The organism is Streptococcus sp. SS4, assembly GCF_030440125.1.
Lineage (GTDB): Bacteria > Bacillota > Bacilli > Lactobacillales > Streptococcaceae > Streptococcus.
In genome coordinates this window covers 127,159-153,451 of record NZ_JAQFJM010000009.1, presented here as the reverse complement: position 1 = coordinate 153,451, position 26,293 = coordinate 127,159, and the positions used below count along the sequence as shown (strand labels likewise).

12 protein-coding genes are annotated in these 26,293 nt (G+C 40.9%); 9 read left to right on the top strand and 3 right to left on the bottom strand.

From position 1 onward, the window contains the following. Window positions 1–15: 15 nt before the first annotated feature. Window positions 16–3,108, bottom strand: a complete 3,093-nt coding sequence (locus PCY16_RS09155) for a hypothetical protein (protein ID WP_195413958.1) — start codon at window positions 3,106–3,108, stop codon at window positions 16–18. A 279-nt stretch (window positions 3,109–3,387) separates the two neighbouring features. Further along, window positions 3,388–5,346, bottom strand: a complete 1,959-nt coding sequence (locus PCY16_RS09150; protein WP_195413957.1) for a KxYKxGKxW signal peptide domain-containing protein — start codon at window positions 5,344–5,346, stop codon at window positions 3,388–3,390. Between the two features lie 330 nt (window positions 5,347–5,676). Between PCY16_RS09150 and pdxS the strand changes: the two genes are divergently transcribed. After that, window positions 5,677–6,549, top strand: a complete 873-nt coding sequence (gene pdxS / locus PCY16_RS09145; RefSeq protein ID WP_064525332.1) for a pyridoxal 5'-phosphate synthase lyase subunit PdxS — start codon at window positions 5,677–5,679, stop codon at window positions 6,547–6,549. Then, a complete protein-coding gene (gene pdxT / locus PCY16_RS09140) occupies window positions 6,550–7,143 on the top strand; it encodes a pyridoxal 5'-phosphate synthase glutaminase subunit PdxT (RefSeq protein ID WP_195413956.1) in 594 nt (197 codons plus the stop codon). 253 nt (window positions 7,144–7,396) lie between these two features. Here pdxT and PCY16_RS09135 read toward each other — a convergent pair whose 3' ends face one another. Beyond that, the gene (locus PCY16_RS09135) at window positions 7,397–9,868 is read right to left on the bottom strand and encodes a KxYKxGKxW signal peptide domain-containing protein (protein WP_195413955.1); all 2,472 of its coding nucleotides are present in this window, start codon (window positions 9,866–9,868) and stop codon (window positions 7,397–7,399) included. A 1,013-nt stretch (window positions 9,869–10,881) separates the two neighbouring features. Here PCY16_RS09135 and PCY16_RS09130 point away from each other — a divergent pair. The 7 genes from PCY16_RS09130 to PCY16_RS09100 all read left to right on the top strand — a co-directional run bounded on the left by PCY16_RS09130 (window position 10,882) and on the right by PCY16_RS09100 (window position 26,141). Continuing rightward, complete coding sequence (locus PCY16_RS09130; protein ID WP_195413954.1) at window positions 10,882–15,783, top strand: glycoside hydrolase family 70 protein; 4,902 nt, start codon at window positions 10,882–10,884, stop codon at window positions 15,781–15,783. Between the two features lie 479 nt (window positions 15,784–16,262). Next, on the top strand, window positions 16,263–18,248 hold the full coding sequence (locus PCY16_RS09125) for a KxYKxGKxW signal peptide domain-containing protein (protein WP_037601148.1): 1,986 nt from the start codon (window positions 16,263–16,265) through the stop codon (window positions 18,246–18,248). Between the two features lie 776 nt (window positions 18,249–19,024). Further along, the gene (locus PCY16_RS09120; RefSeq protein ID WP_195413953.1) at window positions 19,025–23,791 is read left to right on the top strand and encodes a glycoside hydrolase family 70 protein; all 4,767 of its coding nucleotides are present in this window, start codon (window positions 19,025–19,027) and stop codon (window positions 23,789–23,791) included. Between the two features lie 230 nt (window positions 23,792–24,021). Beyond that, window positions 24,022–24,759 (top strand): YhfC family glutamic-type intramembrane protease, encoded by a 738-nt coding sequence (locus PCY16_RS09115; protein ID WP_195413952.1) that lies wholly within the window; start codon window positions 24,022–24,024, stop codon window positions 24,757–24,759. After that, window positions 24,746–25,021, top strand: coding sequence for an autorepressor SdpR family transcription factor (locus PCY16_RS09110; RefSeq protein WP_183135770.1), 276 nt, complete (start codon window positions 24,746–24,748; stop codon window positions 25,019–25,021). The genes PCY16_RS09115 and PCY16_RS09110 overlap by 14 nt, the downstream gene beginning before the upstream one ends. After that, complete coding sequence (locus PCY16_RS09105; RefSeq protein WP_183135769.1) at window positions 25,011–25,598, top strand: DUF1648 domain-containing protein; 588 nt, start codon at window positions 25,011–25,013, stop codon at window positions 25,596–25,598. Before PCY16_RS09110 ends, PCY16_RS09105 begins: the two co-directional genes overlap by 11 nt. Window positions 25,599–25,811: 213 nt before the next feature. Further along, a complete protein-coding gene (locus tag PCY16_RS09100) occupies window positions 25,812–26,141 on the top strand; it encodes a bacteriocin immunity protein (protein WP_183135768.1) in 330 nt (109 codons plus the stop codon). Window positions 26,142–26,293: the final 152 nt, after the last annotated feature.

Below are 26,293 nucleotides of genomic sequence, written 5' to 3'. Positions count from 1 at the left end.
TACTGCTCACTTACACTAATTGAGGAGTTTTCCATTTCCCTCAGCATCAAAATGGTAGGTCTTACCTTCGATAGTGAGGGTAGTGTTCTCAGTACGTGCACCACTGTTAGGATCATAATAATGAAGTTTATCATTTACAGTGACTAGTTCCCCTTTAGCTTGTTTGCTATCTCTATGGAAATAGACATGAGCCCCATCAATAGTTTGTTCACCGGTTAGTGCATACCAATTAGGTCCAAAGTAATACCAGTTACCATTAACCTCTTTATATTGATTTTTTATAGCAGTAGCTGTTTCCTTATCAAAGTAATAGATATGGCTACCATTAGGAATAAGTGATGGGAAATAGTCTTTAGTCAAGCCATTCGCACTAACCCTACCATCAGCATATTTATTTGTCGGAGCATCAAACATATAAAGTTCTCCGTTGATAATGTGAAGCCCTAATGGGACGTGACCAGAAGCGGTAATGTAATATCTATTACCGTTTTTGGCCTTAACGAATTGAGGCCCTTTGACTTCTTTGTTATTCAAATCGTAGAATGAAGAGTAGCCGTAAGGATATAGAAATTCTTCTCTAGCAAGGTGGGGATCTGCACCGCCCGTAAAGGTATACTCTTTACCATTGATAGTTCGAACTCCCCCTTCTCTAAGTCTTTTGCCTTTAGCATCAACATAATAAGTCTTTCCATTCAAATCGACAAATTGTTCCTTAAGGCGGGCACCACTATCTTTATCGTAAAATGAATCGTTTTCAGCAAAGTTTCCTTTAACCTGCTTACCAGTACTATCGAAGTAGACCTCGACACCATCAATGACTTGTTCACCAGTAAGGCGTTTGCCGTCATTACCAATATAATACCAATTATTGTTTATGTTTTGATAATGATTTTGTCCTAAGTCTACTCGGTCTCCTGAATTTTTACTGTAATAGTAGCCATCCGAAGCGAAGTCGCCCTTAATCTGTTTACCGTCTTGGTCAAAGAAAACATTATGACCATCAACGACATGGGCACCTTTAAGAGGAGTACCTTTAGCACCGATTCTATACCAATTGTTATTGAAGTTAATATAACGATTGGTTACTTGTACTCCTGAATTTTCATCATAGTACGCTCCATTTTCAGCAAAGTTCCCTTTAACTTGCTTGCCATCTTTATCAAAGTAAAAATTGTTGCCATCAATGACTTGTTCACCTTTTACAATTTTACCTTCGTTATTAAGATAGTACCAGTTGCCGTTCACTTGAACAAACTGATTGTTTCCAAGATTAACGCGTGCACCAGAATCTTTATCATAATAGAAACCGTCATCTGCGAAAATCCCTTTAGCTTGAACCCCATCTTTGTCAAAGAATACGGTTACGCCATTAATGACTTGCTCTCCTTTAAGAGCTTTAGAGTCTGAACCGATATAGAACCATTTATCTTTATTTTCATGGGTATTATATGAGTTACTCAGGTCATTGATTTGAACATAACGATTAGTAACAGGTTCCCCTGTAATTGCATCATAAAAAAGTCCATTAGGTGCGAAATTTCCCTTAACTTGAATACCGTATTCACCGAAGTTGAGATGCTTACCATTAATAATTTGTTCTCCCTTAATTGTATTGCCTTGGTCATCGAGGTAATAAATAAGGGTTCCTGATGGTTGCTCTAAGGAGACAAAGCTATTTTTGACGAGTGCTCCAGTGTCTTTATCATAATAATAACCATCGTAGCCGAAGTCTCCTTTGGCTTGGTGTCCTCTATAGTTAAAGTAGACACGAACGCCGTCAATAACTTGTGGACCTGTTACCACTTTTCCGTCTGACCCAAGATAATACCAATGGGTCTCTAGAGTTGGAGCCATAGAGCCGTTCGATTCGTAGCGTGTTAATTGAATATAACGGTTTGTCACGAGCTCGCCAGTATCCTTGTCATAGAATTGGCCGTCAGAATTAAAATCCCCTTTAATTTGATATCCGTAATAAGGGGTAAAGTAAACTTTCACACCATCAATGACTTGTTCACCTTTAAGTATCTTTCCATCTTCATCAACATAGAACCAATGGTTATCGATGAACACGTAGTGTTTTTTCCCTAGATCAACTAAATTACCATCTTGATCATAGAAACGCCCATTGTCAGCAACGCTATTACGCACCTGTGCTCCATCATACTTATCGAAATAGACAGATTTTCCATTGATGATTTGTTCACCTTTTAATTTGTCGCCATTTTTATCAACATAGAAAGGATAGATAGTGTTGTTATAGTTGTATTTAGTGCTAAAAACATAGCTATCTGTTACAAGGTTACCATCTTTATCGTAGAAGTGTTCATTGCTAGCAAATCCGTCTCGAACTTGAAGGCCGTTGTAATCATTGAAATAAACTTGTTTTCCTTGAATGGTTTGTGCACCTTTTAATGTTTCACCATTTTTATCAACATAGTAAACACCACCAAGATGATTAATATAACGATCCGTTACAAGAGCACCAGAATCTGCATCATAGTATTGTTTATTTTTTGAAAAGTTTCCCTTGACTTGTATGCCATTTTCATCGAAATAAACGTTGACCCCATCGATTTTTTGTGCACCAGTTAGGTTCTTACCACTAGCATCCTTATAATACCAGTTACCAAGGCTATCACTATAATATTGACCACCGGTAACATTGGTTTCACTATTGGTATCTGCGGTTGCTGATGCAGCCTCACTGGCAGCCCGGTCTGTAGTTACAGCTTCGCGTGTTTGGCCTGAGACCGATTCTGCAGGTGCTTGACTTTCGCTTGTAGTTGTTGAAGCTGTTTCACTGGCAGTTTCAGAACTTGCTGTAGAAGTTGAGGCTTGTTCTGAGACATTTGTGGTGTTTTCTGTGCTAGCCACATTTTCAGTAGTAACAGGTGCTTCGACAACCTTTGTTTCGACGAGGTCTGCGGTAGTTTCTACATTGGCAGTGGTAGCAGCAGTCGTATCAAGGTTAGATGCATTGTCAGCCTTAGCTTCCTCAGCGAAGGCAGGTTTTGCGATAAAGGCAAAACTTGCAAGAGCAGTTGCACATGAGAATGCAATCAGACGTTTTTTGGACTTAGGTCCAGTAAAATTAGAATGTACTTTCATACTTTTTCCTCCATTTCCTAAGTCCTATTATAGCGCTATTTTAGAGACTTTCAAGAAAAAATAAGAAATTTAGACAAAAATAAGAAAACGATTACATTGTGATGCGAGTGAGAGAGGGAATGATTTTAGTTGCTACAGACTTTTCTAAAAACAAAAAAATCCAGGACCTATGCCCTGGATTTAGGAGATTATGAAAAAGAAAAGTTTTAGGATGGTTTTAGTATATAAAGCAAAGCCTAAAGTTTTCTTAAAGTGGTAGAAATATTATGTCTTTCCTTTTTAATTCACTTTCTCAGTAGCCACACCGTTTTCATCGATGATATAAGTTTTGCCGTCTTTTTCGAGAGTGGTATTCGTCCACATAGCCCCACTGTCTTTGTCAAAGTAGTAAGTTTTACCATCAATGTCTACTAGGCTACCTTTGACTTGCTTACCATTTTTATCAAAGTAGAGTTGAACACCATCAATGGTTTGACGGCCTGTTAGGAGTTTGCCCTCTTTGTCGTAGTAGTACCAGTTCCAGAAATCATCGCGAACAAATTGGTTTTTAGCCGTAAATTCAGTCACTACTCCCTCATTATCAATTGTGTAGGTCTTATCATCGACTTTCAAAGTGTCGTTAGTAAGGATAATAGTGGTGTACATACCAGCATATCTTTCTGTTCGATATGATTTTGTTAGACGATAGCGCTTGCCATCGATTTCTTTCCATGTAGGCTTATCAACACTTTTTACCTCAGGTTGGAAGTAGTGAAGGTGACCATCAGAGCCTCGTTGGATGCCCTCGAGGAGGACACCGTTTTTATCAGTTCCATAGATTCCAGAGAAACTAGGCCCGCCCCAAAATGTTTTTTTTGAAAAAAGGGCTCCAAAATAGTTTTTTTCTATTTTACTATCTGTGACTAGATAAAGTTTGCTGTCATAACCTATGATACCATCAAGAACTTGACCCTTTAAAGCAAAGATATATTCTTTTCCATCGATAATTTGTTTACCAGTTAAGACTTCGCCGTTAGCATTGGTACGGTAGGTAGAAGTGTTTGCATGGAACATTGAAGGAGTTTCAACAATGCCATATTTGTTCTTGACCAATTGTCCTTGGTAATCAAAAAGATAAATCTTCCCATCAATTGTGACAGTATCATTTTTAGCCAAAAGTCCGTCAGGTTTGAAATAATAACGTTTACTGTCAATGGTATGCCATCCAATAAATGCAGCACCATCTTCGCCTAAGTAATTAGTATAAGTTGTATATTGAGGTTCTGTCCTATAGCCATTGAAAATTGAAGTGTGATGCCACTGATTCGTTAATAGAGAACCATCATTCTCATCGAATCGATAGTATTTTCCACCAATCTCTCGTTCTTGTCCTTTGACTTGTTTCCCATCTTTATCAAAATAAAGGATGACACCATCAACATTTTGCCAACCAGTCAATTTTTCACCGTTGGCAGTGTAGTAATACCAATCTTTTTGGTTGTCAGATTGGAAATGACCACCGGTCACGACCTGAGTAGGTAGTTGTGTTTTTTCGGTTAGGATACCATCAGCATCTGCTAGATAAGTTTTACCATCTACTTCAATACTTGTATCAGTTACCTTACGCCCATTATCTTTATCGTAGTAGTAGTCCTTGCCATCAATAGTGACTTTTTCACCTTTTGCCTGGATGCCATTGTCATGGAAGTAGAGGTTGAAGCTGTCGATGGTTTGTGGGCCAGTTAGTTTGTGGCCTTCACTGTCTAGGTAATACCAGTTACCCTGATCATCGGATGTGAACTTGCCACCTTGTGAGGGTGTTTCCTGTGAAGTAGTTACGTTGTCGCTTGTTTCAGATGAGACTTCAGCACCCCTATCAGCAATAGTTGTTTCACTAGATTGAGCGGTTTCAACCTTTTTATCGGCCTCGTTACTAGGCTGTGTAGCAGTTGTTTCTATTGGCTGAGTAGCGACATTAGTAGGTGTAGTGTCAGTAGATACTGCTGCACTAGAAGTATTCTCGACAACTGTACTCGTTGGAGCTACTTCGGTTCTTGTTATAAGGCTAGCACTTGTCTCAAGATTGCTGTCAGAGACGACATTTTCAGGACTGTTAACAGCAGTCGTTTCTGGTTTGACTTCATCGGCTCCGACCTGTCCTAGTCCAATTAGTGAAGCCCCGATAGCCAAACTTGAGGCAGCGATTGTGATCCAATGTTTCTTAACTTTATGAAGTTTGAAACGAACTTTGTTTTCCATAATTTTCCCCCTTGTATGGTGACTTGGTAAATTCATGCTGTGACATTTAAAACATCATGAACACCAAAAATTAATTTACGATTATATTTTAATCCTATTTTCTAATAACTTCAATAGAAAACGGATACAAAAACGCCATGATTTTATAAAAAGATTCTTATATTCGTGATAGTTATAGCCTATAAAAGAGTTTTCCTAATTTATTTATTTTTTCGTCTATAGATATGATTGAAAGAGCAATTGTCCCCATACAGTTTGAGAAAAAGAGTCTTTTTTTCAAAAATCATCCTGTGTAAAATAAAGGGCATAAAAACATGAGAGGTGATTGCAATGACAAATCGTTACGACTTAAATAAAAATTTGGCACAGATGCTTAAGGGAGGCGTCATCATGGACGTTCAAAATCCTGAGCAGGCACGTATCGCTGAGGCGGCAGGAGCGGCAGCGGTCATGGCCTTGGAACGCATTCCGGCCGATATCCGTGCGGTGGGTGGTGTGTCACGTATGAGTGATCCTAAGATGATTAAGGAAATTCAGGACGCTGTTAGTATTCCAGTGATGGCCAAGGTGCGTATTGGTCATTTCGTGGAAGCACAGATTTTGCAGGCGATTGAGATTGATTATATCGACGAGAGTGAGGTTTTGACACCGGCTGATGATCTTATTCATGTGGACAAAACCAAATTTGATGTGCCTTTCGTCTGTGGAGCTAAGGACCTTGGTGAGGCTCTTCGCCGTATTTCAGAAGGGGCATCTATGATTCGTACCAAGGGTGAACCTGGTACTGGTGATATTGTCCAGGCTGTTCACCACTTGCGACTCATGAATCAAGAAATTCGCCGTATTCAAAATCTTAGAGAAGATGAACTCTATATTACTGCTAAAGACCTGCAGGTGCCAATTGATTTGGTCCGCTATGTCCATGAACATGGCAAGTTGCCGGTTGTCAATTTTGCGGCAGGTGGTGTAGCGACGCCAGCAGATGCTGCCCTTATGATGCAGTTGGGTGCTGAAGGTGTCTTTGTTGGTTCAGGGATTTTCAAGTCAGGTGATCCGAAAAAACGTGCGGAAGCTATCGTCAAAGCAGTGACTAACTATAATCGTCCAGATATTTTGGCGCAAGTGTCAGAAGATTTAGGGGAAGCCATGGTTGGTATTAACAAGGATGAAATTGAAATCTTAATGGCAGAGCGAGGAAAATAGATGACAAAAATCGGAATACTGGCTTTGCAAGGTGCTTTTGCAGAACATGAGCAGGTCTTGAAAGTACTTGGGGTTGAAACGGTTCAAATCAGAAATCGACAGGATTGGGAAGCTCACGCTGATTTAGACGGGCTCATTCTACCAGGGGGAGAGTCGACAGTCATGGGGAAACTCTTGCATGATTTAGACTTGTTTGACTTGATAAAGGCGAAAATTGATGCAGGACTACCTGTATTTGGGACTTGTGCAGGTCTGATTTTGTTGGCCAAAACTATAGTAGGGGACCAAACAAAACATTTGGCAAGTATGGACATCAATGTAGCCAGAAATGCCTATGGTCGCCAATTGGGCAGTTTTGTCACAGATGCTGAATTTAAAGGAATAGGGGAAATCCCAATGGTCTTTATTCGTGGGCCGATTATTGAAGCTGTTGGACCAGAAGTGGAGATTCTAGCACAAGTCAATGGGGCTATCGTGGCAGCTAGAGAAAAGCAGATGATAGTGACATCTTTTCATCCAGAATTAACGGGTGACACAAGAGTTCATGCCTATTTTCTAGAGATGGTAACCCAGGCCAAACAAGACAAACTATAATGCTAAACTCTTCACATGATTAATCTTCCACACAAAAAAATCCAGGACCTAAGCCCTGGATTTAGGAGATTATGAAAAAGAAAAGTTTTAGGATGGTTATAGTATATAAAGCAAAGCCTAAAGTTTTCTTAAAGTGGGTGAATATTTATTTGTGAGATAAAAAAGGAAGTCATCTAAAAACGACTTCCTTTTGTGTTGAGTGGTTGCAAGCATTTTAAACCGTCATTATTGAGAAGATGTCTCTATAACCACACTAACTAATAAGTGTTCCATTTCCATCAGCATCAAAATGATAGGTTTGTCCCTTAATAGTGATGGTAATGTTTGACAAACGGGCACCTGAGTTGGCATCGTAGTAGTGGATTTTACCATCGACGGTTACTAGTTCCCCTTTAGCTTGTTTACCATTACTGTGGAAGTAGACTGGGACGTTGTCAATGGTTTGTTCACCGGTCAAGGCGTACCAGTTTGGACCAAAGTAATACCAACTACCTTCCCATTCATGGTACTGATTTTTAAGAGCAGCGCCGGTTGATTCGTTTAGATAGTAAATGTGGGTTCTGTAAGGGGTAATATCACTGTAATGCGCATAGATGAGCTCACCTCTACTTTGCATTCCGTAGTAGTATTTACGAGTAGGGAGTCCAAAATAGTAGAGTTCGCCATCGATAATTTGAACTGAGACTAATTTGCCTCCCTTACCGTCTAGATAGTACCAGTGATTATCTTTGGTTCTGACGAAACCAGCTTTTGTGACCTTTTTACCATCAAATCCGATATAGTCTCCACTATCTCCGTGACCTGTGAATTCTCCGAAGGCCTGATGACCATCTCCAACGATAAGATTCACTTCTTCACCATGAACAATATGTGTTCCTGAGTAAACTTTTCTACCATCTGGACCAACATAATAGCGTTTGCCATCGACTTCGACGATTTGGTCACGGACAGCAGCACCTGTGTCTTTGTCATAGAAATGATCAGCATTGGCAAAAATACCTTTGGCTTGAACTCCGTCTGCATTGAAATAGACTTCTACACCGTCTACGGTTTGCTGACCAACTAATTTATCTCCCTTATCATTGACATAGTACCACTTGCCATCCTTTTCGACATAGCGGTTGGTAACGAGTGCACCAGTATCTTTATCATAATAATGGCCATTTGGTGCAAAGTCTCCTTTAACTTGGGAATAGTCATCACGGAAATAGACATTGACATAATCTATAACTTGTTCCCCCTTTAAAGGATAACTAGATTTATCAACATAGTACCAATTACCTCCAGCAGTAACATAACTATTTTGTGCTGTAACTGGAGTCAATTTACCATTTTCATCTGCGATTGATGCTGGGTATTTACCATCTACAGAAATTAAAGTTAAAGCGTTAGTGAGGATAGCACCTCTTACCCCGTTAATGTAACTAGAAAACTGAGCATAGTACCAGTTTCCATCAACTTGGAACAGTGGGTTTGGGCTGCCAGGGACATCATCTCTTAGCGAACCAGATTCATCAAAATAGTAGAGTTGTCCATTAATTCGCTTGAATCCATGAACAACATGTCCATTTTCATCAGCATAAACGGAAGGTGTCCAGAGGTATCCTCTCAGATACATGTATCTGATTTTACCCCAGCCATTATAGACTTTTTGACCCTGTTCATTGTAATAACTTTCAGTGCCATCGGGATTCTTGAATTTAGAATAATAGACCATGGCTGGTTGGAAGTAGTACTCTTTACCGTCGATGGTTTTAGGGCCAGTGTAGATATTACCGTCATCGTCATAGTAGAAATAAATATCGTCGCTGGTTCCGTTAACATAGCGAGTACTATGATAAAGCGCAATCTTATTATTCCAAAGTTCGCCATTTTCAGGATGGAAATAATATCCTTTTCCATCAATAATCACTCTTTGTCCTTTTGTTTGAAGCCCCTTGTCATTGAAGTGGTAAGTTTTGTCTCCAATTTCTTGAAGACCAGTCACTTTTTCACCTGTCTTATCTACATAATACCAGTGGTTATCGCCAGTAGTAACAAAAGATTCAGTTTTTAGGTGTCCAAGTTCACCATCATAATAATGTCCATCTTGGGCAAAGTTTCCTTTGACTTGTTTACCATCCTTGTCAAAATAGACATGCTGTCCATCAATTAGGTTTGGACCAGTCAAATCCTTGTCATCTTTTTTGTAATGCCAATTGCCTTGATCATCGCTATACCATTGACCACCTGTGATATTCTTTGCAGCAGAGGATGATTGAGAACTAGGTGTATTATTGTCAATTGTGGTTGTTGACGTATTTTCATGTGTAACACTCTCACTAGTCGTTGCACTTACCTCAGAATGTGTAGTTTCAGAACTAGCTGCTTCTGAACTAGAGGTGTTTGTGACTTCGGAGCTTGGTTTCTCTGAAACCGTTTCTGCAGAAGCAACTTCAGAGCTAGCTGTTGGTGTTTCTGTTACTGTGGCAGCTTCACTCGAAGCACTAGCAGGTGTGTTTTCTGCAGGTTTAGCTGTGGTTTCACTAGTTGCTGGAGCCTCGACGTCAATGGCACCTTCTTTGATGATGGCTTCAACAGTCGCTTCATTAACAGGGGTAGGCTGTTCTTCAGCTGAAGCGTAGTTAAGGCCTGCAAAACTCAATCCTAAAGTGAGTCCTGTCACTGCAATAGTTACCCAATGTTTTTTAACTTTGTGAAGTTTAAAATGTACTTTCTTTTCCATGATAATTCTCCTTTCATTTTTAACTTTTTACATATCAAAAAATAAGGGCTGTCATAAGAGTTTATGAAAAGTGAGCATTGGGTAGAGTCCCTAACGATGTGGGGCAATTTTCTTAATGACAATCCTTATTTCTCCAAGTCTCCTCAATTTCGGTATTGTGAGACTATTCAAGGCAAACATGAGTCCTAACGAAATGATTCTGGAAAAACGAGAGCTGTTCGGAATTTTCCTCCTTTCTAGGCAGGGAAAATCTCGATTATTTTGGGTTTCTAAGACACAAAAAACGAGAGCTTACTAGTATGAGGTGTCTCCTCTAGAGCTCTAGTTTGAAATGATGCTGTATTTTTAGAAATGAGCCCTAGTTTGATGGTTCAAAGTGACTCAGGAATGGTCATCCTACTATGATTCTTATTTAGGCATTAGGCAACTAATGCCAATCTTTTAGATAATCCCCAAGTGTCCTTTGAAGCAAAATTAAAACGCTTACACGTCCACCTAGTTTCATTATAATCCTTTTTTAAGAATAAACAATAGAAACTAATAGAATTATCAAAAATGTTAAAGAAGTGACATAAAAGATTCTATATTTAGTTTCGTTAGTCAAATAAGAATTCACCTGTGTAAATCATTTATATTTTTAATTTTTGCTACTCATAGACAGACTATGGTCTTAGTCAGATGAAAAAATAGAGTCTTTCTATCTAAAATTTTCTTTTCAGAATTGTCTTTTTAAGGGCTACTTCTCTCATAGTTTTGCTATCTCTTAAGGTTAATTGAAGCTTACTTTAATGTTCAAAAGCCTTTAAGAATAAGTGTTTGAAGGTGTTTGAGAATCGAAAGGTTTCTATTTAAGACCTTACATGTTGTGTAAGGTCTTATTTTTGCTAATCAAAGTTAATATAACTGAGCGCATGGCAGAGATTTATGAAAAGAAGATGATTTTTTCCTATTTGTAATTTGTCTGAATATATCATAGAGTAGAGAAAACAACAGAAAAAGGATGATTGATATAGATGGAAAATAAGGTACGTTTTAAACTACACAAGGTTAAGAAAAACTGGGTAACTATCGGGGTGACCACCCTCTCAATGGTTGCCTTGGCAGGTGGAAGTCTCCTAGCTCAAGGAAAAGTAGAGGCCGATGAGACAAGTACGCCAAATGGTGATGGCCTGCAGCAACTGAGTGAGGATGGCACTGCCAGTCTAGTGACGACCACAACTGTTACTGAGCAAGCTAGTGTTCAAGCAAGTGTGTCAGCAGTAGCAACAGCCAGCGTAAGTCACGAAATAAGCTCTCAGGTGGTGGCAAGTGAGGTTAGCCAAGAGACAACTGCTCAAGCACAAACTAGTCAAGTTGCCAGTCAGGGAGTGACAGTTTCTTCGCAAACTCAAGCCAGTGCCCAAGAGACACAGACTACGGAACAGGCCTCACAAGGTCAGGCAACAACACAGGCAACTGTTCAAGAAAGGTCACAGTCAGAAACGCCGAGTAATCAGGTAGGACAATCGGAATCTTCAGTTACTCCTAGCCACAAAGCAACTCGCAGTGGTGGGCGTCGTGTAGCAACATCGCATGCAACAGCTAAAGCAAACAGTCAAAATCAGAAAAAGACTGAGGCTCAAACCAGCCAAAGAATTGAGACTGAAAGTGTGCAAACAAGTGCTCAGTCCACTCCTAGAGTATTGACCAATGCAGCTCCATCAATCGCCACACGCGCTGCTGATAGCACTATTCGTATCAATGCTAACCGTAACACTAACATCACAATTACGGCCAGCGGTACGACACCAAATGTAACCATTATCACAGGGCCAAACACGCCTAAACCAAACGTGACGGTGACAAGTCCAAATGGCACAAGACCAAATGTGACCATTGTCACGCAGCCAAATCAACCGAACAAACCTGTTCAACCAAGTCAACCGTCTCAACCTAACAAGCCGGTCCAACCAAATCAGCCAAGTCTTGACTATAAACCAGTAGCCTCTAACTTGAAGACTATCGATGGCAAGCAGTACTATGTTGAAAATGGCGTCGTGAAAAAGAACACAGCCATTGAGCTTGATGGTCGACTTTATTATTTCGATGAGACTGGAGCTATGGTGGATCAAAGTAAACCTTTGTATCGTGCCGATGCCATTCCCAATAACTCTATCAATGCGGTTTACAACCAAGCCTACGACACATCAAGCAAGAGTTTCGAACACTTGGATAATTTCTTGACGGCTGATAGTTGGTACCGTCCAAAACAGATCTTGAAGGATGGAAAAAATTGGACACCTTCAACTGAGAAAGATTATCGTCCACTTTTGATGACTTGGTGGCCAGACAAGGTGACACAGGTCAACTACCTCAACTATATGAGTCAACAAGGCTTTAGTGATAAGACCTATACGACAGATATGATGAGTTACGACTTAGCATCTGCTGCTGACTTGATTCAAGTTAAAATCGAGGAACGTATCGGTCGTGAGGGCAATACCACTTGGCTTCGTCAATTGATGTCAGACTTCATCAAAACACAGCCTGGCTGGAACTCTGAGAGTGAGGACAATCTCTTAGTTGGTAAGGACCACTTGCAAGGAGGCGCTCTGACCTTCCTCAATAATAGTACGACAAGTCATGCCAATTCAGATTTCCGTCTCATGAACCGCACACCGACTAACCAAACAGGGACACGCAAATACCATATCGACCGTTCAAATGGTGGTTACGAGTTGCTCTTGGCTAACGATATCGACAACTCTAACCCAGCTGTTCAGGCCGAGCAACTAAACTGGCTCCACTACATCATGAATATTGGTTCTATCCTTGGCAATGATCCAAGCGCCAACTTTGATGGTGTCCGTATCGATGCGGTGGACAATGTGGATGCGGACCTCTTGCAGATTGCTTCTGATTACTTCAAGGAAAAATACCGTGTGGCTGATAATGAAGCCAACGCTATTGCCCACTTGTCAATCCTTGAAGCCTGGTCTTACAACGACCATCAATACAACAAGGATACCAAGGGTGCTCAGTTGTCCATTGACAATCCGCTACGTGAAACGCTTTTGACGACTTTCTTGCGTAAGAGCAATTACCGTGGTAGCTTGGAACGTGTCATTACTAACTCTCTTAACAACCGTTCAAGTGAGCAGAAACACACGCCTCGTGATGCCAACTACATTTTCGTGCGTGCTCATGATAGTGAAGTGCAAGCTGTTTTGGCTAATATCATCAGTAAGCAGATTAATCCAAAAACAGATGGTTTCACCTTCACCATGGACGAGCTCAAACAGGCCTTCGAAATCTACAATGCGGACATGCGCAAGGCTGATAAACAGTACACTCAGTACAATATCCCAGCTGCCTATGCCACAATGTTGACCAATAAAGACAGTATCACTCGTGTTTACTACGGTGATCTCTTTACCGACGATGGCCAATACATGGCTCAAAAATCACCATACTATAATGCCATCGATGCCCTGCTCCGTGCTCGTATTAAATATGTAGCAGGTGGTCAAGACATGAAGGTTACTAAGCTCAATGGCTATGAAATCATGTCATCTGTACGTTATGGTAAGGGTGCAGAAGAAGCTAATCAACTTGGTACTGCTGAAACACGTAACCAAGGAATGCTAGTCCTCACAGCCAACCGTCCAGATATGAAGTTGGGAGCCAATGACCGTCTGGTGGTTAATATGGGAGCTGCCCACAAAAATCAAGCCTATCGTCCATTGCTCCTCAGCAAATCTACGGGCCTTGCGACCTACCTTAAGGATGCTGATGTGCCAGCTGGATTGGTTCGCTATACGGACAATCAAGGGAACTTGACCTTCACGGCAGACGATATTACTGGTCATTCAACCGTTGAAGTTTCAGGCTATTTAGCGGTTTGGGTGCCAGTAGGTGCTTCAGAAAACCAAGATGCCCGCACCAAGGCTTCGACGACTAAGAAGGGTGAGCAGGTCTTTGAATCCTCAGCAGCTCTCGACTCACAGGTTATCTATGAAGGCTTCTCAAACTTCCAAGACTTCGTTAAGACACCAAGTCAATACACCAACCATGTTATTGCACAAAACGCCAAACTCTTCAAAGAGTGGGGAATTACTTCCTTTGAATTTGCGCCACAATACGTGTCTAGCCAAGACGGCACTTTCTTGGATTCTATCATTGAAAATGGCTATGCCTTCGAAGACCGTTACGATATTGCCATGAGTAAGAACAACAAATACGGTTCGCTCAAAGACCTCATGGATGCCCTTCGTGCCCTTCACGCAGAAGGTATCTCAGCCATTGCTGACTGGGTTCCAGACCAAATTTACAATCTTCCTGGAAAAGAAGTGGTAACAGCTTCTCGTACCAATAGCTACGGAACGCCACGTCCAAATGCTGAAATCTACAATAGCCTCTACGCAGCTAAAACACGTACCTTTGGAAATGACTTCCAAGGCAAGTACGGTGGTGCCTTCCTTGATGAATTGAAGGCAAAATACCCAGCAATCTTTGAGCGCGTGCAGATTTCAAACGGCCGTAAATTGACTACCAATGAGAAAATCACGCAATGGTCAGCCAAGTATTTCAATGGAAGCAATATCCAAGGTACTGGAGCTCGCTATGTCCTACAAGATAACGCTACCAACCAATACTTCAGCGTCAAAGCAGGTCAAACCTTCCTTCCTAAACAAATGACTGAAATTACTGGAAGTGGTTTCCGTAGGGTTGGAGATGATGTCCAATACCTCTCAATTGGTGGCTACCTTGCTAAGAATACCTTTATTCAAGTCGGTGCCAACCAGTGGTATTACTTTGATAAGAACGGCAACATGGTCAAAGGTGATCAGGTCATTGATGGTAAGAAATATTTCTTCCTAGACAATGGTCTCCAGCTACGTCATGTCCTTCGCCAAGGCAGTGATGGCCACGTCTATTACTACGATCCTAAAGGGGTTCAAGCCTTTAATGGATTCTATGACTTTGCGGGTCCTCGCCAAGACGTTCGCTATTTCGATGGCAACGGTCAAATGTATCGTGGCCTCCACGACATGTATGGCACAACCTTCTATTTTGATGAAAAGACTGGTATTCAAGCCAAAGACAAGTTCATCCGCTTTGCAGACGGTCGCACGCGTTACTTCATCCCAGATACAGGAAATCTCGCGGTCAACCGATTTGCGCAAAATCCTGAGAACAAGGCTTGGTATTACCTCGATAGCAACGGTTATGCCGTGACAGGACTCCAAACCATTAACGGTAAGCAGTATTACTTTGACAATGAAGGCCGTCAGGTTAAGGGACACTTTGTCACAATCAATAACCAACGTTACTTCCTTGATGGTGATAGCGGTGAAATTGCTCGCTCACGCTTTGTGACGGAAAACAACAAGTGGTACTATGTCGATGGCAATGGTAAACTGGTTAAAGGTGCTCAGGTCATCAACGGTAATCACTATTATTTCAACAATGATTATAGTCAAGTCAAGGGTGCCTGGGCCAACGGCCGTTACTATGATGGTGACTCAGGTCAGGCCGTAACCAACCGCTTTGTCCAAGTTGGTGCCAACAAATGGGCTTACCTCAACCAAAATGGTCAAAAGGTAGTTGGTCTTCAACATATTAATGGTAAACTTTACTACTTTGAAGGTAACGGTGTCCAAGCTAAAGGGAAACTTCTGACATACAGAGGCAAGAAATACTACTTTGATGCCAATAGTGGTGAAGCCGTAACCAATCGCTTTATCCAAGTTTCTCGCGGTGTTTGGTATTGCTTTAACGCCTCAGGCCAAGCTGTAACCGGAGAACAAGTCATCAACGGTCAACACCTCTACTTTGACGCTTCTGGCCGTCAGGTCAAAGGCCGTTACGTTTGGGTTAAAGGCCAACGTCGTTACTATGACGCCAATACTGGAGCTTGGGTCAGAAAACGATAAGGGGCAGAAGAAAATGTGATTTTGGGACTATCCTAGATGCTTTTGGATTAAAATTCAGTAGGTACCTTCCCAGTCTCACCACTTTTAAGCACTTGAAACATTTTGTTTCAAGTGCTTTTCTTTATTACTATCTCTTGATATGCCAAGCAGATTGTAAGCAAACAATGAGTTTGATTAATAGATTCCTCAATAAACTGCTTACTTTAGCTTTAAATTATGCTCAGTCCTTTAATGAAGGAAGAGCTAAAACGGCTAAACATCGGAATTTCTGTGTACTTTTTAAAAAATCTGAACGTTTTTTGGAAACGATTTCTAACATATAAAAGGCTTAACCATGTATCTTAGACTTGTTTTTTGAAATCTATTATGGGCATAAGGTTAGTCTTATGAGACTAGAGTTATGCATCTGTAATTGTATTCGTTTCCAAAATCCCTTAACATAGAATAGAGAAATAAAGTTATATTGAAAGGTGTATGTTATGGAAAAGAAAGTTGGGTTTAAGTTGCACAAGGTCAAGAAAAACTGGGTGACTATTGGAGTTAGTACGCTGTCGATGGTTGCACTTGCGGGTGGAGCCCTTTTGGCAGACCAATCGGCACAAGCAGATGAAGTGTCACTTCCTAATGGTGATGGTTTTGAACAAACAGATGCAGGCATTGAGTCAAGTGCATCATTGATTAATGAAAGCTATTCACCAACCTTAACAGAAGGTGCTACTTATGTGTCAGCAGTGCCATCTAACTATGCAAGTCAAACGAGTACAGGCTACGAGTCTTCATCATCTGTTTCAACAGGAGGCTCATCTCAGACTGTAGTTGGTGGTGGATCTGGTCAAGTGAGTTCATCACAAACTTCACAAGTCGTAGGAACACAAAACTCTAATTCATCACAAACGGGTTCTGCTTACCAATCAAGTAGCAGCTCGGCATCAGTAAGTGCTAGTGCGTCAAGTTCTTCAAGCTCATCAAGTTCAGCTTGGTATTCTTACTCGTCGTCATCATCATGGTCATCATCATCGTCAGCTAGCGGTTTTGCGACAATTACGACGAGTTCGTCTGACTCAAACGGCATTCATTGGAATGGTGGTCGAAATACGACGATTACCATCACGGCTTCAGGAACTACGCCGAATGTTACTATCGTTTCGAATTCTAATAAACTGTTTCCAAACATATCAGTAGGGCATTCGAATGGTTCAAATGCTAATGTCACTATCATTTCACAAGGTAACCAGCAAAATAACTCAGGTTACCAAATCATCTCAGGTGAGACTAAACCAAGTGTTGATTCGAACAATGCCAAGTCTTCATTTATCCGTGTAGGCGAAAATCAATGGTATTATTACGATCAATATGGTCAAAAGGTCAAAGGTGAAAAGGTTATCGATGGTAAGGCTTATTACTTCCTTGAAAATGGTCTTCAAGCTCGTGACTCACTTGTTAAAGGTAGCGATGGTTACACCTATTACTATGATAAAAATGGTGTGAAAGCTATCAACGGCTTCTACGATTTTGCTGGTTACCGTAAAGATGTTCGCTATTTCGATTGTTATGGTCACATGGCTACTGGTCTCCTTGAAATGGGTAGCACAACCTTCTACTTTGATACACAAACAGGTATCCAAGCTAAAGACAAATTTATTCGCTTCTCAGATGGCCGTATCCGTTACTTCATCCCTGATACTGGTAATATGGCTGTAAATACCTTTGTTCAAAATAAAGAAAACCAAGCTTGGTACTACCTTGATGAACATGGTTACGCTGTGACAGGAAAACGTATCATCAATGGTAAAGAATACTGCTTTGACTCAGAAGGCCGTCAAATCAAAGGTCAGATGATGCAACAAGGCAACAAGCAATACTACATTTCTGCCCAAACAGGTGAAATGGCTGTGTCACGCTTTATCTTTGAAAACAACAACTGGTATTATGCGGATGCTTTTGGTTGCCTCGTTCAAGGTGCCAAAGTGATTGATGGTAAACTCTATTACTTCAACAAAGACCATAGCCAGCTAAAAGGTGGCTGGGCTGAAGGACGTTACTATGATGCCGTCACTGGTCAAGCAGTCATCAACCAATTCATTCAAATGGCGGCTAACCAATGGGCTTACCTTAACCAAGATGGTCACAAAGTGACAGGTCTTCAAAATATTAACAATAAAGTTTACTACTTTGGTAGCAATGGTGCTCAAGTCAAAGGTAAATTGCTTACTGTCCAAGGTAAGAAATGTTACTTTGATGCCCACACTGGTGAGCAAGTGGTAAACCGCTTTGTCGAAGCTGGACGTGGCTGCTGGTATTACTTCAACGCAGCAGGTCAAGCAGTGACTGGACAACAAGTCATCAATGGCAAACAGCTTTACTTTGACGGTTCAGGTCGTCAAGTGAAAGGACGTTATGTTTATGTTGGTGGCAAACGCCTCTTCTGCGATGCTAAAACTGGTGAATTGAGACAGCGTCGCTAATTACTATGTACTTTAAAAATCTAGAGCTAATTTTTCCTTTTCCTATCTAAATTATTATTATTTTCCTATCATAACTCTAGGTGATTAAATAGATGAAAAAACCAGCGTTTGCTGGTTTTTTTTGAGTTGTTTTAGAGAAACTGTCAGTGTACACCCAGATGCTTTTTCACACTTAAATCCTAATAATTTTGTCCCTCTCATATTCGCAAGGAGGAGCTATAGCCGTGTTATAATGGGTATTATATTTGCATGTAGGAAAAAAGAGTTAGAGGTAGTTATGGGGAACCATCTTCGTTAAGCTCTAGGTGTAACTGACTTCTTAAAGGAGAGAAATTATGGTTATCTTGGCTTGGATTATCATTGTCATATTATTTCTTTTAATTTCGAATTATTACTTTTATAAAACAGACTTCAGAAAACGAAAATACCCATTACTCTATGCCATTATTGAAACCATAGCTGATTTGTTCACTAGGTAATATCTCTAACCCAAGCCTTTATTTCATCTTAGAAATGAAGGTTTTTTTATTTAAAAATAAATTAATATTGTAGGATGATTCTATCGTCTAAAAAAGTCTAAATCCTAACGATTTTAGTTGGTTTTATGTTATCCTTAGTGCATTTGTTCACAAGGGGCATTTATTAGGCAGATTATTAAAGGACGTTTTCTGAGAAAACGAAGGTAGATACATTAAGCTGACATTATAGTTGTGTAATTGTATTCCCTTGTCAAATAGCTTATGATAGAAGTAATATAAGGGAAAAAGGTAAATATTATGGAACAAAAAGTACGCTTTAAAATGCATAAAGTGAAGAAGAATTGGGTGACTATTGGGGTGACAGCACTCTCAATGGTTACTGTTGCTGGTGGAACTTTGTTGGCGGATCAACAGGTTCAGGCCGATGAGCAAAATCCTGCGAATCAGTCGGGTGATAGCAGTCAGAATCTGCTTCAAGAAACGCCAGCTACAACTAATGATGCAGCAACTACAGTAGCACCAACTATCTCAGCAGATGCTAATACTGCGAGCGTGGCTATTCCTGTCGCAGATGCGACTAGCACGACAACCGATGTTACAGATAGGGCAGCGGCACCTGCTGCAAACGCAGCGACAGTGGAAACTAACTCAGGTCAAGCATCACCAAGTACAAATGTGCAAGCAGCTGCAGCTGATACGAGTGCCACAACAACTGATACAAATACAAATACTAACGCTGCAGTAACTGGAACGGATCGTGCAACAGCTACTACAGACCGTGCAGCAACAACTGATACGGCAAATACAGAAGCTCGTACACGTAGCCGTCGTGCCTTGGCAGAAACTCGTGAAGCCAACACAAACACAGCGACTGGTATCCAATGGATTAACGGCAAACAATACTATGTCAATAGTGACGGTAGTGTGCGTAAGAACTTCGTCTTTGAGCAAGATGGTAAGTCATATTATTTTGATGCTGAAACAGGGGCTCTTGCGACCAAGTCACAGGATGAATTTTCAACTAAACCTATCAAGGCGACCGTAGATTTTTCATCTGGAAATCAGCTCTACAAAAACGATAACAAATCTTTGGACCAACTGGACACCTTCATCACAGCAGATGCTTGGTACCGTCCAAAGAGTATTCTCAAGGATGGTAAGACTTGGACAGCTTCAACTGAAGCGGACAAACGTCCACTCTTGATGGTTTGGTGGCCTGACAAATCGACTCAGGTTAACTACCTAAACTACATGCAAAATCAAGGTCTTGGTGCAGGATCATTTTCAACCAACTCTAGCCAGGAAAGTCTAAATCTAGCTGCTAAAACGGTTCAGACTAAGATTGAAGAACGTATTGCGCGTGAAGGCAATACCAACTGGTTGCGTACAAGTATTGATCAGTTTATCAAGACTCAGCCTGGTTGGAATAGTAGCACTGAAAATAGTTCATACGACCACTTGCAAGGTGGACAGTTGCTCTTTAACAACAGTAAGGGTGATACTGGTAACCGTACTAGCTACGCCAACTCTGACTATCGTTTGCTTAACCGCACACCGACTAATCAGACGGGTACACGTAAGTACTTCAAGGACAATTCTATCGGTGGTCTTGAGTTCTTGCTTGCCAACGATATTGATAACTCAAACCCAGCTGTTCAGGCGGAGCAACTTAACTGGCTCCACTTTATGATGAATATCGGAAGTATCATGGCCAATGACCCAACTGCTAACTTTGACGGTTTGCGTGTCGATGCCTTGGACAATGTGGATGCTGACCTTCTCCAAATCGCTTCAGATTACTTCAAAGCAGCCTATGGTGTTGACAAGTCCGAAGCTAATGCGATCAAACACTTGTCATACTTGGAAGCGTGGTCTGCCAACGACCCATATTACAACAAGGACAATAAGGGGGCACAACTGCCGATTGATAATGCCCTTCGTAATGCTCTTACCAACCTTTTGATGCGTGATAAAAATACACGTATGCAGCTTGGGGACATGACTGCTTTTATGAATAGTAGTTTGAATCCACGAGGTGCTAACGATAAGAACGGTGAACGTATGGCCAACTATATTTTCACCCGTGCCCACGATACGGAAGCGCAAACCATTATCCAACGTATCATCCGTGATCGTATCAACCCAAATCTGTTTGGTTACAATTTCACCCGTGATGAAATAAAGAAGGCCTTCGAGATTTACAATGCGGATATTGATAAGGCTCACAAGACTTATGCGTCATACAACTTGCCATCTGTCTATACCCTCATGTTGACCAACAAGGACTCTGTAACACGTGTTTATTACGGTGACCTCTACCGTGAGGATGGTCACTACATGGCGAAAAAGACGCCTTACTTTGATGCTATCGACACCCTCTTGCGTGCCCGTATCAAGTATGTAGCTGGTGGTCAAGACATGGAAGTGAAGAAAGTCGGAAATGACGGCCTCTTGACATCAGTTCGTTATGGTAAAGGTGCCAATAACAGAACAGATTTGGGAACTTCAGAAACTCGTACGCAAGGTATGGGTGTCATCATGACCAACAACTATGATTTCCGCTTGGGTAGCAATGAAACTGTAACGATGAACATGGGTAGAGCACACCGTAATCAGCTTTATCGCCCATTGCTTTTGACAACAAAAGATGGTATAGCAACCTACCTCAACGATTCTGATGTGCCTAAAAACCTTCTTAAACGCACTGACTGGAATGGGAACTTGACCTTCAATGCCAACGATGTTTTTGGTGTAGAAAATGTCCAAGTCTCAGGTTACCTCGGTGTCTGGGTACCAGTCGGAGCTAAGGAAAACCAAGACGCACGTACACAGCCAAGTAACCGTGCGAATAGTGATGGCCAAGTTTACAAGTCTTCAGCAGCCCTTGATTCGCAAGTCATGTATGAAGCCTTCTCAAACTTCCAAGCTTTTGCGGACGATCAGCCAGAACTCTACATGAACCGTGTCTTGGCTAAGCACACTGACTTGCTCAAAGCTTGGGGTGTTACGTCTGTTGGACTTCCACCACAGTACGTTTCAAGTAAGGATGGTAGCTTCCTTGATTCAACAATTGACAATGGTTATGCCTTTGATGACCGTTATGACATGGCCTTGAGTCAAAATAACAAGTATGGCTCACTTGAGGACCTCCTTAATGTTCTTCGTGCCCTCCACAAAGATGGTATTCAAGCCATTGCTGACTGGGTGCCAGACCAAATTTATAACCTTCCAGGAAAAGAAGTAGTTAATGCCACACGTGTTAACGGCTACGGTTATCACCAACAAGGTTATCAAATTGTGGACCAAGCCTATGTGGCTAATACTCGTACAGATGGTACAGACTATCAAGGTAAATACGGTGGTGCCTTCCTTGATGAGCTTAAAGCTAAGTACCCATCTATTTTCAACCGTGTGCAAATCTCAAATGGAAAACAGTTGCCTACGAATGAAAAGATTACTAAATGGTCTGCTAAGTACTTCAACGGAACTAATATCCTTGGACGAGGTATCAACTATGTCCTTCGTGATGACAAGACTAACCAGTACTTTAATACTTCAGCCAACAGCCAACTCTTGCCAACACCACTTCGCGATACAGGTGCCATCACAAGCACTCAAGTCTTCCAACGTCGTGGACAAGATGTTTATTTCCTACGTGATAACCGAGCTGTTAAGAATGAATTTGTTCAAGACGGAAACGGTAACTGGTATTACTTCGGTGGTGACGGTAAGATGACCAAGGGTGCCCAAAACATCAATAACAAGGATTACTATTTCTTTGACAATGGTATCCAATTGCGTAACGCCCTTCGTCGTGCTAGCAACGGCTATACCTACTATTACGGTCTAGACGGCGCAATGGTTAAGAATGCCTTCGTTGATTTTGATGACAAACATAAGCAGGTTCGTGCCTTTACGACTCAAGGAACAATGGTAGTGGGTAACCTTCATTGGAGTGGTCACCATTTCTACTTTGACCGTGAAACTGGTCTTCAGGCTAAGGATCGCATTGTCCGTACCGATGATGGTAAATTGCATTACTATGTTGCTGGAACCGGTGATATGGGACGCAATGTCTTTGCGACTGATAGCAGCACAGGTAAACGTTATTACTTTGACGCTGATGGTAACACTGTGACAGGCTCACGCGTCATTGACGGTAAGACTTATTACTTTAACCAAGATGGTAGTGTCGGTACGGCCTACAGCAACCGAGCTGATTCTATTATCTTTGAAAATGGTAAGGCGCGTTATATCACACCAGCAGGCGAAATTGGACGCAGCATCTTTGTCTACAACCCAGCAACTAAGGCATGGAACTACTTTGATAAAGAAGGTAACCGTGTCACAGGACGTCAATACATTGATGGTCACCTCTATTACTTCAAGGAAGATGGGAGCCAAGCTAAGGGTGAAATTATCGAGGAAAACGGCATTAAGTATTACTATGAGCCAGGCTCAGGTATTCTCGCTAGCGGACGCTACCTCCAAGTAGGTGATGACCAGTGGATGTACTTCAAACATGACGGTTCATTGGCTATCGGTCAAGTTCGTGCAGACGGTGGCTACCTCAAATACTTTGACAAAAATGGTATCCAAGTCAAGGGTAAAACCATTGTTGAAGATGGTAAGACTTATTACTATGATGCCCACAGTGGAGCTCTTGTAACAAGCAGCTTTGCTGAGATTGCACCAAACCAATGGTCTTACTTCAATACTGATGGCCAAGCCCTTAAAGGCAAGTGGACTATCAATGGCAAGGAATACTACTTTGACCAAAATGGTATCCAATACAAGGGCAAAGCAGTTAAGGTCGGTAGTCGTTACAAGTACTATGACGAAAACGATGGTCAACCTGTAACCAACCGCTTCGCTCAAATCGAGCCTAACGTCTGGGCTTATTTCGGAGCAGATGGCTATGCCGTGACAGGGGAACAAGTCATCAATGGCCAACACCTTTACTTTGACCAATCAGGTCGCCAAGTTAAAGGTGCCTACGTCACAGTCAATGGCCAACGTCGTTACTACGATGCCAACACTGGCGAATATGTCCCAGGAAGATAAGCAGTAGTAGCCCATGTAATTGACTAGAGAACACACAGCCGAGAATGAGGGAAAATTCTCAAGAAGAAAGATCGTGAAAACGGTCTTTTTTTGTACTCCTATTTCGATTTTCTTCGAAATAGCCTTGACAGTGCTTTAGGAAAAGCGTAGAATCTATTTCGAAAAGTATAGAAATAGGTATTCTGACTTAAGTCGTACTGATGCTCCGTATCAAGGAAAGGATAAATCAAATGGAAACATTCCTTTTTATGACAATTCTTGCCATGTTAGTTATCGCCATCATAAGTTTTATCATTCTGAAGAAAAAATGGCAATTTTCAATCAAGCTCTTTTTAGTAGGTCTGATTGGTTTTGCCTTACCTGTCATGATGATTGAAGGACCTATCAATGCTGTGGTTTTTTCTGGCTTTGTCCACTCTTCTAAATGGTTCACCATTATTTATGGAGGACTTATGGCTGGCCTTGTCGAAGAAACAACACGTTATGTGGTGTTTAAGGTCCTTGCTAAGAAAAGAAGTTTGATGACATCTGATATTGTTGCTTACGGTTTTGGACATGGACTTAGTGAATTTATTTTGCTTGGAGTGATGGGGTTACTCACTTACATCATTGTTTTACAGGCCATCCATTCAGGTCAGACCAGTCAATTGCCGCCACTTCTTGTGAGTCAGGTCAACCAACTAACTGGATTTGCAGTTGTTATGTCTCTCTTTGAAAGACTAGTTGCTTTGGTACTACAAGTCTTGCTTACAGCTTGGGATTTTCTAGCAGTCACTAAGCATAAGCTTTCATTCTATTTTGGGGCGATATTACTTCATGCTACCATCGATTTTTTGGCAGGTGCTTATCAACTAGGGCTAGTCAGCAATATCTTACTAATCGAACTTATTTTAGCTATTTATGTGTTAGGTGTTGGACTTGTGACACGCCAAATTTGGAAAAAGGAGGAAACTTATGGGCTTATCTGAAACCTTAAAAGCCATCTCTGCCCCTGTGAGGAGAGAAATTTTAGACTATCTAAAGTCGGGACCGAAGTCAGCTGGAGAGGTCAGCCAACAGTTTGACTTGGCTCCCGCAACAGTTTCTCATCATTTGTCTACCTTGAAAAAAGCGGGACTTATTGAAGAAGAAAAGCAGAAGAATTTTATCTACTATAGTTTGAACTTGACCGTTTTTGAAGAAATTTTAACCTGGATTCAATCACTTGGAGGAAAAGAAGATGAAAAATAATATGCAAAGAGTCATTGGTAATATTGTGATACTCACACCAGTAATTGTCGGCTTAGCCTTTTACAAACAACTACCAAATCAGATTGCAATCCACTTTAATGTGGAAGAGCAAGCCAATGGTTTTATGGATCGCAATTTAGCAATTGTTGCACTTCCTTTTCTAGCTCTTGTCATTTATAATCTCTTATTTTCATATTTTAAACAAATAACCATTCCATTCTTAAAAGAGTTTATGCTATGGTTGGTCCCAATTTCTGCTGTGCTTATCCAAGGTCTTATATTGACTGTTGCCTTAGGAGGTCATGTTCAAGTTCGATTGACTGTCATTTGGTTAGTAGCACTCATTTTTCTAGTAATCGGAAATTATCTTCCTAAAAGTATTGGACTGGCTACAAAAAATCATAGTGAGAGCAGTAAGTCAGTAGAGAGAAAGTTAGGTTACCTAATGGTTGCGATGAGTCTTGTCCTACTAATCAGCCTATACTTTAACTCCTATATTACAATTATTATTTTAGGTGTTTTTGTTGTTCTCATCTGGAGTGTCTTGTTACCCAATTTTCGCAGTTTAAGAAAGTAATCGTTTGCTTACTTCTTTTTGTCTGTTGGTGCTAAATTTGGATTATTTGTGGCAGAAGGATATTTTTGTTCTTGAATTTGATATGCTAGATGTGTATAATGATGTCACAGCGAACTATTAAAAGAGGTCGTTGCTCATGACAACACAAACAATTAACCAATTTAATTCACTTGCTCGACCTAATCTTGCTACAGGTTATAGGAGGTAATCTAGATGACAAAAAGCAATAACACGCAAATTACGGATATCTTAAACAATATCTATAATCTGATTGTAAATCCAGAAACAACTGAAAATGAGAGAGAATTGCTCGTAACGTTTAAAAATGAAATAGAAGTTGGAAAGAAGGATAATGATGAACTTCTTGCAGAATTATGCAGAGCTATTCAAGTTCTAGCAGTTAGCAATCTTTCTAAAGGCAAATCACTGAGTTCTGGAGTGAGTGACTTGAGTAAGACTCTTACAGAATTCCAAGAAAAATCAGAGCGTAACATTAATCTAGCAATAGGATTAACATCACTCGGCAGTTTGTCTTTTAAATGATTTATCTGCTTGTGATGATTAGTAAAATGACCAAAAAGATCAACTGAATTCAACCTGCTAAGTTGGATTTAGTTGATCTTTTATTGTGCTTATCTTAAGTGTCATAATACCCAATTTTCGCTATTTAAGAAAATAAAGAGAAGTAATCGTCT

Bases quoted from the DNA above. Each gene is read 5' to 3' on its own strand.
- PCY16_RS09155 (WP_195413958.1), bottom strand. From the start codon at position 3,108: ATGAAAGTACATTCTAATTTTACTGGACCTAAGTCCAAAAAACGTCTG.
- PCY16_RS09150 (WP_195413957.1), bottom strand. From the start codon at position 5,346: ATGGAAAACAAAGTTCGTTTCAAACTTCATAAAGTTAAGAAACATTGG.
- pdxS (WP_064525332.1), top strand. From the start codon at position 5,677: ATGACAAATCGTTACGACTTAAATAAAAATTTGGCACAGATGCTTAAG.
- pdxT (WP_195413956.1), top strand. From the start codon at position 6,550: ATGACAAAAATCGGAATACTGGCTTTGCAAGGTGCTTTTGCAGAACAT.
- PCY16_RS09135 (WP_195413955.1), bottom strand. From the start codon at position 9,868: ATGGAAAAGAAAGTACATTTTAAACTTCACAAAGTTAAAAAACATTGG.
- PCY16_RS09130 (WP_195413954.1), top strand. From the start codon at position 10,882: ATGGAAAATAAGGTACGTTTTAAACTACACAAGGTTAAGAAAAACTGG.
- PCY16_RS09125 (WP_037601148.1), top strand. From the start codon at position 16,263: ATGGAAAAGAAAGTTGGGTTTAAGTTGCACAAGGTCAAGAAAAACTGG.
- PCY16_RS09120 (WP_195413953.1), top strand. From the start codon at position 19,025: ATGGAACAAAAAGTACGCTTTAAAATGCATAAAGTGAAGAAGAATTGG.
- PCY16_RS09115 (WP_195413952.1), top strand. From the start codon at position 24,022: ATGGAAACATTCCTTTTTATGACAATTCTTGCCATGTTAGTTATCGCC.
- PCY16_RS09110 (WP_183135770.1), top strand. From the start codon at position 24,746: ATGGGCTTATCTGAAACCTTAAAAGCCATCTCTGCCCCTGTGAGGAGA.
- PCY16_RS09105 (WP_183135769.1), top strand. From the start codon at position 25,011: ATGAAAAATAATATGCAAAGAGTCATTGGTAATATTGTGATACTCACA.
- PCY16_RS09100 (WP_183135768.1), top strand. From the start codon at position 25,812: ATGACAAAAAGCAATAACACGCAAATTACGGATATCTTAAACAATATC.